Genomic DNA, 12357 nt, shown 5'->3' with positions numbered 1-12357 from the left:
CCGGCCTCTGCCCGCAAGCGGGGCGAGGCCACTCACTCCTCGTCATCCTTCTTGCGCAACAGATCCTTGGCGAGGTCGGCGAGCGCCGGGCGCGGCAGCGCGGTGAAGGGGAGGGGCCGCGTCACGTCGATCGCGGCAAGGCCGAGCCTTGCCGTCAACAGGCCGTTGAGCACGCCCTCGCCGAGCCGCTGCGACAGCTTTGCTGCAATGCCGTGGCCAAGCATCTGCTGGATCAGGCTGTCGCTCGCCGCCATACCGCCGGTGATTGCTAGATGCGCAATCACGTGGCGCATCAGGCGGATCATGCCGAGTGCGCCGGGCCGGCCGCCATAGAGCCGCGCCAATTGCCGGATCATTCGCAAGCTTGCCACGAACACGAACAGCACGTCGATCATCGCGCGCGGGCTCACCGCGGTGACAACGGAGACGCGCTGCGCTGCCGACGAGACCAGCCGACGCGCCTCTTCATCCAGCGGCGCCATCAATTCGCGCTCGGCAAGGCGGATCATGTCGGCGCCGTCGATAATATCGTCCGTATGGCTTTGCAGCGTGTTGCGGGCGCGCGCCAGTTGCGGGGTCTGGTGCGCGAGTTTGAGCAGATCGCCGACGATCGCCCGGCTCGCCGGGCGGTCGTCGCTGATGAGCACTTCGGCCGCGCGCTGATGCAGCTTCTCGATGGCAGCAAGCCGCGCCAGTCCGAACACCTCGCGCACGATCACGACGATCAGCGCCACCGCTGCGATGACGGCAAAGCCGAGCCCGAGGAAGCCGAGCCCTTCGTTGCGCGCGAACAGATCCTCGATCAGGTTGACGACGCCGAGCCCGGTGCCAAGCAGTATGAGGCCCGCAACCGCGCTCCAGAACATCGCGCCCCAGCCGATGCCGCGGCGCGCCGGCACGAGCGGCGCATCGACAGGGACCGGCAGTTGTGCGGGCTCGGCCTCGGGAACGATCTGCACCGTGCCGCGGGCAAGGCGGCCGGTGTCCTCCGGATCCATCACGACCACGCCGGGATCGTCGAGCTTGAACGTCGCCGGCCGCCGGTGAGGCGTCTTCTCGTTCATTGCAGTCTGTCTCCGATCAGGAACTGGAGGGCGCGGTCAAGGCGGATGTGAGGCAGAACGGGTTCTTCATCGCCGGTGCGCTCCAGCTTCGGCGGGCGGAAGCGCAGGAAGCGGAAGTCGGCCGCCTCGACGGCAGCGCTGGAGAGGCCGCGGAATTCACCCCTGAACAGCTCCTCGGGATTGCTCGGCAAGTCTCCCGGAAACGTCGCAACCTCCGTTTCGCCATCCAGCGTCTCGCCATTGGCGATCTCGCCCGGCGCCGGCGTGCCGAGAATGGATGGCAGTTTTTCCCGGCCGCGCTGTACCTGAGCCTCGCGCGTGGCGCGCACCGCGGCAAGCGCCACCACGTCGATCGCGGCACCGGCATATTCGGCACGGTCCGCGGCCTTGGCCACGATCCGCCGCAGCACTGCCTCCAGCCGGTCGTGGCTCTGATGATGCAAGTGATCGGCCTTGGTCGCCGCGAACAGGATGCGGTCGATCCGCGGCCGGAACAGCGCGCTCAACACCGTGCTGCGGCCGATCCGGAAGCAGTCGAGGATGCCGGCGAGCGCGGCCTCGAGGTCGTGCAGCGCCTCCGGTCCGGCATTGAAGGCGGCAAGCGCGTCCGCGAGTACGATCTGGCGGTCGAGCCGCGCAAAATGATCGCGGAAGAACGGGCGCACGACGACGTCTTTGTAGGCCTCGTAGCGCCGCCGCATCATCGCCCATAGCGAGCGGTCGGGCGCGCCGCCGTCAACGGGAACGTCGAGCGGCGCGAATGTCAGCGCCGGGGAGCCGGCGAGATTGCCTGGCATCAGGAAGCGGCCGGGCGGCAGCAGGCTCATCGCGAAGCGTTCGTCGCGGCAGGCGCGCAAGTAATCGGTGAACAGCCTTGCTTCACTGAGCGCCGCCTGCTCGTCCTCGCGGCCTTCCGGCGTGAGCGTCTTCAGATGCGCGTGCCAGGGCGCGGCCAGCCCGGCGCGCAATGCCTCGCGCGACAACGCGAGACTTTCGGCCGACCATTGCTCGTAGCTCTTGTTCAAAAGCGGCAGGTCGAGCAGCCACTCGCCGGGATAGTCGACAATATCGAGGGTCAGCGTGCGGTCCGCGCCATTTTGCCGCTGGTAGTCGATCACCAGGCGAAGCTCGGAAATGTCGGTGGTCGAATTCGGCCAGCGCCGTTCCTCGATCAGGGTGCGGACGTGGTTTTCATAGCCGAACCGCGGCACCGCATCGTCGGGCTGCGGCGCAAGACAGGCGCGGGCGATGCGCCCCGAGGCATAGGCCTCGAACACCGGGAAACGGCCGCCCCGCGTCAGCCCGTGGACCAGCGCGGTGATGAACACGGTCTTACCGGCGCGCGACAATCCGGTGACGCCAAGACGCACCGTGGGATTGAAAAAGTTGTCACCGTAGTCGAGCAGCGCGCGCGCCGAGAGACGCGCTTCCTCGACGATGTCAGAAAAACTGAGGGCCATGAATGTCTGGAAAACCCGGCGGGAAGGGCCAAATGAGGCGGGCGGTCACCCGCAAGGTGGCGATTGTCGGGCCAAAATCAAGCATTGCGTCGTGACCCGCGCATTCGGGGTACCCAGTCATGTCAAGCGCACGAAAAAGCCACTTCCGTACAATACCCGATCACTCGCCTTTGCGATGATGACAGCGGAAAGGCGGCCAGGACTTGAACGGATGATCGCCCTCGCGATACCAACGTCTAGTTGCGCATAAGGAAAGTGTCCCGGCATGACGATCTTCCGGCTGAAGCAGTTCGCCTCGGACTCGATCCATGCGGCCGGCGCCGTGCTCTGGAACTACGACCGTGCCGAGCTGATCGCCGACGGCGTCGTGCACATCATCGGTATCTGCTTCGGGCTGGTCGCGGCGACTGCGCTGATCTTGCTGACCGCAATCTATTCCAGCACGATCGACGTCGCGGTGGTGTCGGTCTATGTCGTGGGCCTGCTTGCCATGCTGGTGCTGTCGGCGATCTACAATCTCTTGCCGGTGTCGCGCGCCAAATGGGTGTTGCGCCGCTTCGATCATTCGGCGATCTATTTGCTGATCGCGGCGACCTATACGCCCTTCATCATGCAGTTGAAGGACAGCTTTTTTGCAATCGCACTGCTGGTCGGGGTGTGGTGCGTGGCGATTTTCGGGATTGTGCTGAAGCTCGTCTATCCCGGCCGGTTCGATCGCCTCTCGGTCGGACTCTATCTCGCCATGGGCTGGAGCGGGCTGATGCTCTATGATGCAGTGGTGAAAGCGCTGCCGGCGATGGCGATCGGCTTCGTGCTGGCGGGCGGCATTCTGTACAGCCTGGGCGTTATCTTCCACGCCTGGCAAAGGCTGCGCTTCCAGAACGCGATCTGGCACGGCTTCGTCCTGCTCGGCGCGGCCTGCCATTATACCGCGGTGCTCGATCTCGTGCTGAAGAGCTGAGCTGGCGCGACGATACCAGCCGCAACCCGGGACCAGTCCTCAAAAAAATCATGCGTCCGCCAAAGATGCGATATCATGATCCGGCAGGATCAGGATATCGGGAGGATGGCCATGCAGGTGGCGGGTAAGGTTGTTGTGGTCACCGGCGGCGGCAATGGCATCGGCAAGGCGCTGTGCGAGGCGTTTCATAGAGCGGGCGCCGCAAAAGTGGTGGTGGTCGATCTCGATCACGGTGCGGCCGAAAGGGTTGCGGCCTCGGTCGGCGGTGCGGCATTCAAATGCGATGTCGGGCAGGAGAAGAACGTCCTGCATGTTATCGAGGCAACCGAGCGCATGTTCGGCCCGATCGCGCTGTTCTGTTCCAACGCCGGCATCGGCGGCGGTTTCGATCCGATGTCGCAAAATGCCGGCGGTACCTCGGACGAGCCGTGGTCGCGGAGCTGGGCGATCCATGTGATGGCTCATGTCTACGCGGCCCGCCATTTGGTACCGCGCATGAAGGCGCGCGGCGGCGGCTATTTCCTCAACACGATTTCCGCGGCGGGCCTGCTTTCTCAGGTCGGCAGCCCGGCCTATTCGACAACCAAGCATGCCGCGGTCGGCTTTGCTGAAAACCTCGCGATCTCGCACCGCGCCGATAACATCAAGGTCTCGATCCTCTGCCCGCAAGGCGTCGACACCAATATGCTGCGCTCGATCCCCAAGGGTCCGCAATCCGGCGACGGAGACCTGACGGCGGAACAGGTCGCGCAGGACGCGCTGAAGGGCATTGAGCAGGAGATTTTCCTGATCCTCCCGCACCCGCAGGTGCTCGGTTACATGCGCAAGAAGACCGAGAATTACGACCGCTGGATCGGCGGCATGGCCAAGATCCAGGCCAAGATGCGCGAAACGTACGGGAAATGACCGCAGTGCGACGTATCCACCGTCATTGCGCAGTCCATCCTTCGGCGCGCGGGACGCATGGATTGCTTCGCTCGCAATAACGGTGCGGACCGTTTTTGCCTCAATCCTTCCGCGCGTAAAGCAACGGCACTGCGGAATCCACCATCACCTCGATCAGGCTCGCGCCGTTGTGCGACAGGCCACGCTTGTAGGCGTTCGCCAGATCTGCCGGATTCGTCACCCGCACCGCGTCACAACCCATGCCGTCAGCGAGCTTGACGAAATCGATGTCGGGCAGGTCCAGCCCCGGCACGTTGCGCACCTGCATGACCTGGCTGAACGAGCGCATCGCGCCGTAGCCGGAATTGTTGAGCACCACGACAGTGAGCGGCAGTCCGCGCTGGGCCGCGGTCCACAGCGCCTGGATCGAATACATCGCCGACCCGTCGCCGATCAGGCAGACGGTGCGGCCTTCCCGACGGCCGAGCGCCACGCCGACCGCGGCGGGCAGGCTGTAGCCGAGGCCGCCGCTTGCCATGGTGTAGAAGCTATCCTGGCCGCGCATCGGCATCACCTTCTGCATCAGCGGACGGTGCGAGGGCACTTCCTCGACCAGCGCGTCCTGTGGCCCCATCGCGGCGGACAGAGCATGCAGCGCATACTCGGCCGGGATCGGATCACCAGCCTTCGGCGCCGGCGGCGGCACTCGGCCGGCGGGCGCGGCGCGCGTCGTCTCGGGCAATATCCCGAGCAGCGCCGACAGCGCGGGCTTCATGGTTGCGATGATGCTCTGGCCCACGGGCGTCATCGCGGCGGCGTCGGGATCGTCGGTGATCTGGAAGATCGCGGTCGATCCATCGAAGATCGCCGCATGGCCCTCGACATGGAAGGTGAACACCGGCGCGCCGACCACGACCACGAGGTCGTAGTCGCGCAGCGCATCGGAAAGCTGCCCGGGCGCGGCGTGCAGGAAGCCGGCAAACTGCGGATGGCGCTCGGGGAACGAGCAGCGTGCCGAGAACGGGCTGGCCCAGACCGCGGCCTTGCATTTCTCGGCGACCTTCACCATGAGGTCCACGGCCTCTGCGCGATCGACGGCGGGGCCGACGACGAGCGCAGGGCGCTTGGCTTCGCCGAGTGCGGTGGCCAACGCCGTCATCGCGGACAGATCGGGCCCGATCTCGCGGCTGAGCTGGCGTGCCTCGATCGGCTGCGTTGCCTTTGTCCAGTCGTCGATCGGCACCGAAACGAAAGTCGGCCCGCAGGGCGGTTGCATCGCGACGTAATAGGCGCGGGCGATCGCGGCCGGCACGTCCTCGGCGCGCGCAGGCTCGACGGCGAATTTCACGTACGGCCGCGGAAATTCGCTCGCCCGCTCGGCGTAGAGGAAGGCTTGCAGCGGCATGATCGAGCGCGCCTGCTGGCCCGCAGTGATCACGAGTGGCGTCTGATTGCGGTAGGCGTTGTAGATGTTGCCGAGCGCGTTGCCGACGCCGGCCGCTGAATGCAGATTGACGAAGCCGGCATTGCGAGTCGCCAGCGCATAGCCGTCAGCCATGCCGACCACGGAGGCCTCCTGCAGGCCGAGCACGTAATCGATGTCGTCGGGCCAGTCGCTCAGGAACGGCAACTCGGTCGAGCCGGGATTGCCGAACACCTTTTTGATGCCGAAGGCGCGCAACAGGTCGAAGGTCGCGTCCTTGACGGTGAGGGCCTTGTTCTTCGTGGCGGCAGGCTTGCGGGACGACATCGTGCGGCTCCCATTTCCGGTTTCTTGGCGTTCCGTTATTGCGAAGAGCAAAAGCGGTGACTTGTCCACGGCAGCTTTAGCTCTCGAAGACGGAGGCGACCCACCTGTCGGTGGATTGCCTGCCGATGTCAAGCGATGGATGGGCGCCGGAGAGTGCGCCGGACCGCCAGCCGGCCACTGTCCGCGGCCTCCGCGAAGATCGACTTTCGTGTCTCGTTCGCCAGGCTCGGATCAACACAGGTCGAGGTGGACAGGTCGGGTTGGAAAATCTGGAGCGGGCTGTGCACCGCATCCCGCAAGAGATCGCGCGATCGCTGTTCTTTGAGACAGCAGCACGCCGGCGACCAGCGCGACAGGGGCGGCCGTCAAATCGCGCCGACTATCGCGTGCCTGTAAATTGGCGGTCAAATTCGTACGATCGCATGCCCAAGAGCGGTGGGCGGCCGGTCAAAGACCGCGCGGGTCGAGAGAGGGATTCGAAACGACATATTCGATCTCGCCGCGGGAGATGCCGATGTCCAAGAGCTCCCTGTAGCTGAGATCGGACAGGTCGGCTCTTATCCTCTGGCGTTTGCGCCGCTCTTGCAATGCAAGCCAGCAAATCTCGAACAGGCTTGTTCGCCTCGCCGAGGTGGTCGTCGGCCCCAATCCACCCGCGCTGTGAACGATGGTCATAGCGGTGTCTCCCGAAGACGTTGCTCCGTACTTCAGCGGGTACCAGGGACCACGACGCCGCGCTTGACATTCAGCTTACATTTTCCTCATCGGCGGCTTATTCTTGCGTTGCAACCGAGGTGAGAGGCCGGTTGCCTCTGCGAGCGACCCGAAGGAATTGCCAGCGTGCGGTATCTCTTCGAGGCATACGCTTTTGACACTGACCTTCGCGAGCTGCGCCGCGGGACGGAGATCGTTTCCGTAGCGCCACAGGTGTTCGATCTGCTCGACTACCTGATCCGCAACCGCGAGCGGGTCGTGAGCAAGGACGACCTCATCAAACACGTCTGGAACGACCGCGCCGTATCCGACGCCGCGCTGACGACGCGACTGAATGTCGCGCGCAGCGCGATTGGTGATTCCGGTGAGGAGCAGCGCCTCATCAAGACACTGCCGCGCAAAGGCTTCCGTTTTGTCGGACAGGTGGAAGTCAAACGGCCCGCAGTCCCGGCAGTCACCGGCAATGCGACGGAGCCGCCGCCGGTTTTGGCGCTCCCCACCAAGCCCTCGATTGCCGTGCTGCCCTTCCAGAATCTGAGCGCCGATCCGGAGCAGGAGTATTTCGCCGACGGCGTCGTCGAGGACATCACGATTGCTTTGTCACGCTTTCACTGGCTGTTCGTCATCGCAAGCAATTCGAGTCTGACGTACAAGGGCCGCGCCATCGACGTGAAGCAGGTCGGTCGCGAGCTTGGGGTGCGCTACCTGCTCGAGGGCAGTGTGCGCAAGGCCGGCAATCGGGTTCGCATCGCCGGCCAGCTTATCGATGCCCAGACCGGCGCACTGCTGTGGGCGGATCGCTTCGAGGGAGCGCTCGAGGATGTGTTCGAGCTGCAGGACCATGTGACCACCAGCGTCGTGGGTGCAATCACCCCGAAGGTGCAAGTCGAGGAGATCAAGCGGGCCGCCCGCAAGCCGACCGAAAACCTGGGCGCGTATGACTATTACCTGCGCGGACTGGCGAAACTCCGCCGGATGAACGCGCAAGCGAACCGCGAGGCGTTCCAGCTATTCTGCAAGGCGATCGAGCTCGACCGCGCTCTGGCCTGCGCCTATGGTATCGCCGCGTACAGCATCGTGGTGCGAAAGGCGCGTGGCTGGATGATCGAGCCTGTGCAGGAGGGTGCCGAAGCCATGCGGCTCGCCCGGAAAGCCGTGGACCTCGGCGGAGACGATCCGGTGGCGCTGGGCATGGCGGCCTATGCATATGCCGGCATCGCGCGCGAGTTCGACGATGCCGTGGCTTTCGTGGATCGGGGACTGGCGCTCAATCCGAACGCAGCGCAAACCTGGACGCTGAGTGGCTGGGTGAGGGTTTGGAGAGGTGAGCCGGAGTTGGCTCTCGATCACCTGGCGCGGGCCCGGCGCCTGAATCCGTTCGAGCAAATGAGCATCCACGGAGGCATGGCGTATGCTCATTTCATCGCAAGCCGATACGATCTGGCTTCGTCATATGCCGAAATGGGTATTCGGGAGAATCCGACTTTCTTGCACTCGGCCTGCGTATCGGCAGCCAGCAACGCGTTGGCAGGGCAGCTCGGGCAGGCACAGAAAGCCATGGCACGCGTGCGCGAGCTCAGTCCCGATTTGCGCAGCGCCAATGTCAGGGATCTGGCACCCTTTCGCCGGCCGGAAGACCTCGCCAAGTTCACCGATGGACTCCGCAAAGCAGGCCTTCCGGAGTGATCAAGCTGTTGTTCGCCCGGCGCTGTTCAGGCCTCGGCGAACCTCAAGAAGCCGAAGCGGCGGCGAGATATGGAATGCTGCCCACGACCGCGACGAGCTGGATCGCATTGCACAGCATGCCGCCCCAATGCAGCCGGCGCAACCGGCGTACCGCATCGGCATCGCCGGCATCCCTGGCGCTTAGCTGGGCATCCATCTGTCGCAGAAACCAGCGGCGCGCCCAGACTGCGAAGGCCGCAATCAAGCTGATTCCAGCGGCGAAAGCCCATCGACCAGCGATCGCGAACGCGACCGTCCCGATGGCACCGGCAATGCTCACCATCAGGAAATGCGCATTGAACATGCCGCGCAACAGCTGCGTGACGGGTGGGATGTCAAGTTTCACCAGCAGGAACGCGGGCGAGGCCAGCAGGAAATAGCCCATCGGAAAAAGCAGGATGATGGTGGCGGCTAGGGCGAGAGGACTGGGCGTCATGCGATCATCCCTTGTTTCCCTGCGGGTAAGGAGGCCGACACCAGTCTATAGCAACGTTTGCCAGCCTGTCTCCTGCACCCACGCACGCCCTTGTCAGGTCCTACCAGCTCGCCGTTCCCTTCATGGTCGGCTGTCGTTCCGAGTTTGCGGTCCACAGCTCCATTCCGCCGTCCTTGTCATTGGCATTGACCGAAAACTCGCCGCCTTCGAACAGCGGCTGCACGCCGCGATAGACGAGCTTCTTCGGCGGCTCGCCGCCGTGCAGCTTGGCCGCGAATTCGACGATGAAGGAGGCTTGCAGCGGGCCGTGGAAGATCAGGCCCGGATAGCCTTCGACCTTGGTGACGTAGTCGCGATCGTAGTGGATGCGATGGCCGTTGAAGGTCAGCGCCGAGTAGCGGAACAGCAGCACCGGATCGGAGATGTGGGTCTCGCGATGCTTTGCCACCGGTGGAGGCGGGGGCGCCTTGGCGGGCGCAGCCGATGCTGTGCTCGTCATCTCGCGATAGACGATGTCCTGCCGCTCGCGGATCGCAAGGCCACGCGGTGTCGTCACCTCGTGGCTGACGGAGACGAAACACAGCGTGCCGGTCGAGCCCGTCTTCACGGTAACGTCTGAGATGCGCGAGGTCCGCTTCGGCGCGTCGCCGACACGCAATGCATCGAGAAACTCGAGCTCGCCTCCGGCCCACATCCGGCGCGGCAGCGGCACCGGCGGCAGGAAGCCGCCGCGGGTGGGGTGACCGTCCTGGCTCAGCTGCGACATCGGAAACACCGGCTGCGCCAGGCACCAGTGCGTGGTGAACGGTGCGGCGTCGCCTGCCTTCGGCTCGCCGATCTCCTGGAACAGCGTTGCGCGCAGGCCCATCACCAGATGAGCGGTGACGACGTCCTGGGCCTCCTGCGTGCGGCCGATCCACTGGCGAAGATGATCGAGGTCGAGTTTGTCGCTCATGAGGTCTTGGCCCGGGCGGGAGGTCGTTGTGGAAGCCGTGTGTGCTCGCCGATCGCAGGCACCTTGCCGTAATGCCTGGTCTCGCCGACGAAGATCGCGGCCGGCGCCGGATAGGCGACGCGGCCGTTCGGCGTATCGACCTCGATGCGGCGCAGATGCGGATGGATGGCGAGGTCAGCCATGGTGTTGACTTCGGCAAAGGCTATGTCGGCCTCGGCGAGCTTGGCCAGCAGTTCGTCGCGCGTCAGTCTTGAGAAACTTTCACCGACGGTCCGGTCGGTCAGCGCCCGGTTGCGCACGCGCTCGACCATGCTGGCAAAGCGCGGATCATTGGGCAGGTCGGGCTGGCCGAGCACCTCGGCGCAAAGCTTCTTCCATTCGCGCTCGCTCTGGATCGAGATCAGGATCTCCTTGCCGTCCTTCGAACGGAACACGCCATAGGGCGCTATCGACGGATGGGCGAGGCCCATGCGCTTCGGCGGCTTGCCGTCCTCGGCGTTGAGCAGCGGCACGGTGAGCCAGTCCGCCATCACGTCGAACATCGAGATGCGGATGTCGGCGCCCTGACCGGTGCGCCCGCGCGCGATCAGCGCTTCGAGGATGGACGCATGCGCGGTGGCGCCGGTCGCGACGTCGACGAGGGAGATGCCGACTCGCGAGGCGCCCTCCGGGCCACCGGTAATGGAGGCCAGGCCGCTTTCGGCCTGGATCAGCAGATCATAGGCCTTGCGGTCGGCATATGGTCCGGTGTCGCCGTAGCCTGATATCGTGCACATGATCAGCCTGGGATAATCCTTGCGCAGCCGCTCGCGCGAGAAGCCGAGCTTGTCCATCGAGCCGGGCTTGAGGTTCTGCAGCAGCACGTCGGCGCCGGCGATCAGCTCTTCCAGCGCGGCGCGGCCTTCCGTCGTGACGAGGTCGATCACCACCGAATCCTTGCCGCGGTTGAGCCAGACGAAATAGCTGCTCTGGCCTTTCGCCGCGGCGTCGTAGCCGCGGGCGAAATCGCCCTCGGGACGTTCGACCTTGATGACATGGGCGCCGGCGTCGGCCAGGCGCGACGAGCAGAACGGCGCGGCAACGGCCTGCTCGACGGTGATGACGGTCAATCCTTCAAGCGGCAGCATGATGGGAACTCAGTAGGAGCGGGGCATGCCGAGCACGTGCTCGGCGACAAAGGACAGGATCAGGTTGGTCGAGATCGGTGCCACCTGGTAGAGCCGCGTCTCGCGGAATTTGCGCTCGACGTCGTATTCTTCCGCGAAGCCGAAGCCGCCGTGGGTCTGCACGCAGGCATTCGCCGCCTCCCACGATGCGTCCGCCGCCAGCATCTTGGCCATGTTGGCTTCGGCGCCGCAGTCGAGGCCGGCTTCGTATTTGCGGGTGGCTTCCTTCACCATCAGCTCGGCCGCGCGCATCGAGGCGTAGGCCTTGGCGATCGGGAACTGGATGCCCTGATTTTGGCCGATCGGGCGGCCGAACACGCTGCGCTCCCTGGCGTAGTTGCTTGCCTTGGCGATGAACCATTTGGCGTCGCCGACGCATTCGGCCGCGATCAGGATGCGCTCGGCGTTCATTCCGGAGAGGATGTAGCGGAACCCCTTGCCTTCCTCGCCGATCAGGTTCTCCGCCGGCACGCGCATGTCGGTAAAGAACACTTCGGTGGTGGCGTGGTTCATCATGGTTCTGATGGGGCGGATCTCGAGCCCTTTGCCCTTGACTTCACGCATGTCGACGATGAAGACGGAAAGGCCGTCGGTGCGCTTCTTGGCCCGCTCCTTCGGCGTGGTGCGCGCGAGCAGGATCATCAGGTCCGAATGTTCGGCGCGGCTGGTCCAGATCTTCTGTCCGTTGACGACGTAATGATCGCCGTCGCGGCGGGCGAAGGTCTTCAGCGAGGAGGTGTCGGTGCCGCTGGTCGGTTCGGTGACGCCGAACGCCTGCAACCGCAATTCGCCGGTCGCGACCTTTGGCAGGTACGTGGCCTTCTGCGCATCGTTGCCGTGCCGCAGCACCGTGCCCATCGTGTACATCTGCGCATGGCAGCCGCCGCCGTTGCAGCCGGCGCGCTGGATCTCTTCCAGGATCGCCGCCGCCGCCGACAGTTTCAGACCGGCGCCGCCGTATTCTTCCGGGATCAGCACCGAGAGGTAGCCGGCCTCTGTCAGCGCATCGACGAACTCCTTCGGATAGGCCATCTCGCGATCGAGCTTGCGCCAGTATTCGCCGGGAAACTGCGCGCAGAGCTTCGCGACGGCGTCGCGGATGTCGGAATGGTCGTCGTGCTGTGGATCGTGAGCGGTCATTGTTGCGTCTGGTGGAGAGGTTGTGCCGATGCCGGGCGCCGCGCCTGCGGTTGTAAGGCCCCTCGTAAACTCCCTATGCGATTTTGTCATAGCGTATGAAC

Annotated in this window: 11 protein-coding genes; 3 read left to right on the top strand and 8 right to left on the bottom strand. The window is 64.7% G+C overall.

Annotated elements, in window-relative coordinates:
• Positions 1–32: 32 nt before the first annotated feature.
• Together JQ553_RS09910 and JQ553_RS09905 are read right to left on the bottom strand one after the other, a co-directional pair.
• Positions 33–1064 carry a YcjF family protein gene (locus JQ553_RS09910; RefSeq protein WP_212499761.1) on the bottom strand — a complete coding sequence of 344 codons (1032 nt, stop codon included), beginning with the start codon at positions 1062–1064 and terminating at the stop codon, positions 33–35.
• Positions 1061–2524: a YcjX family protein gene (locus tag JQ553_RS09905; RefSeq protein WP_212499760.1), complete on the bottom strand. Its 1464-nt coding sequence runs from the start codon at positions 2522–2524 to the stop codon at positions 1061–1063. The genes JQ553_RS09910 and JQ553_RS09905 overlap by 4 nt, the downstream gene beginning before the upstream one ends.
• Before the next feature lie 265 nt (positions 2525–2789).
• On the opposite strand from JQ553_RS09905, the gene trhA reads away from it, so the two are divergent.
• Both trhA and JQ553_RS09895 read left to right on the top strand, forming a co-directional pair.
• Positions 2790–3485, top strand: a complete 696-nt coding sequence (gene trhA, locus JQ553_RS09900) for a PAQR family membrane homeostasis protein TrhA (protein ID WP_212499759.1) — start codon at positions 2790–2792, stop codon at positions 3483–3485.
• A gap of 111 nt (positions 3486–3596) precedes the next feature.
• Entirely contained in the window at positions 3597–4391 is a 795-nt protein-coding gene (locus JQ553_RS09895) for an SDR family oxidoreductase (protein WP_212499758.1), read from the top strand.
• A 100-nt stretch (positions 4392–4491) separates the two neighbouring features.
• On the opposite strand, the gene mdlC is transcribed toward JQ553_RS09895, so the two are convergent.
• Positions 4492–6120: a benzoylformate decarboxylase gene (gene mdlC, locus JQ553_RS09890; RefSeq protein ID WP_212499757.1), complete on the bottom strand. Its 1629-nt coding sequence runs from the start codon at positions 6118–6120 to the stop codon at positions 4492–4494.
• A gap of 447 nt (positions 6121–6567) precedes the next feature.
• Positions 6568–6795 carry a DUF1127 domain-containing protein gene (locus JQ553_RS09885; protein WP_212499756.1) on the bottom strand — a complete coding sequence of 76 codons (228 nt, stop codon included), beginning with the start codon at positions 6793–6795 and terminating at the stop codon, positions 6568–6570.
• 165 nt (positions 6796–6960) lie between these two features.
• On the opposite strand from JQ553_RS09885, the gene JQ553_RS09880 reads away from it, so the two are divergent.
• Entirely contained in the window at positions 6961–8520 is a 1560-nt protein-coding gene (locus tag JQ553_RS09880; RefSeq protein ID WP_212499755.1) for a winged helix-turn-helix domain-containing tetratricopeptide repeat protein, read from the top strand.
• A gap of 43 nt (positions 8521–8563) precedes the next feature.
• Here the strand turns inward: JQ553_RS09880 and JQ553_RS09875 are convergent, their stop codons facing one another.
• The 4 genes from JQ553_RS09875 to JQ553_RS09860 all read right to left on the bottom strand — a co-directional run bounded on the left by JQ553_RS09875 (position 8564) and on the right by JQ553_RS09860 (position 12256).
• Complete coding sequence (locus JQ553_RS09875) at positions 8564–8995, bottom strand: hypothetical protein (RefSeq protein WP_212499754.1); 432 nt, start codon at positions 8993–8995, stop codon at positions 8564–8566.
• A 100-nt stretch (positions 8996–9095) separates the two neighbouring features.
• Positions 9096–9950: a MaoC family dehydratase N-terminal domain-containing protein gene (locus JQ553_RS09870; RefSeq protein ID WP_212499753.1), complete on the bottom strand. Its 855-nt coding sequence runs from the start codon at positions 9948–9950 to the stop codon at positions 9096–9098.
• A complete protein-coding gene (locus JQ553_RS09865; protein WP_212499752.1) occupies positions 9947–11077 on the bottom strand; it encodes a CaiB/BaiF CoA-transferase family protein in 1131 nt (376 codons plus the stop codon). Before JQ553_RS09865 ends, JQ553_RS09870 begins: the two co-directional genes overlap by 4 nt.
• 9 nt (positions 11078–11086) lie before the next feature.
• Complete coding sequence (locus tag JQ553_RS09860) at positions 11087–12256, bottom strand: acyl-CoA dehydrogenase family protein (protein ID WP_212499751.1); 1170 nt, start codon at positions 12254–12256, stop codon at positions 11087–11089.
• Positions 12257–12357: the final 101 nt, after the last annotated feature.

This window comes from Bradyrhizobium lablabi (assembly GCF_018131005.1).
In the GTDB taxonomy this organism is placed as follows: domain Bacteria; phylum Pseudomonadota; class Alphaproteobacteria; order Rhizobiales; family Xanthobacteraceae; genus Bradyrhizobium; species Bradyrhizobium lablabi_D.
This window is presented reverse-complemented; position numbering and strand designations above follow the sequence as displayed.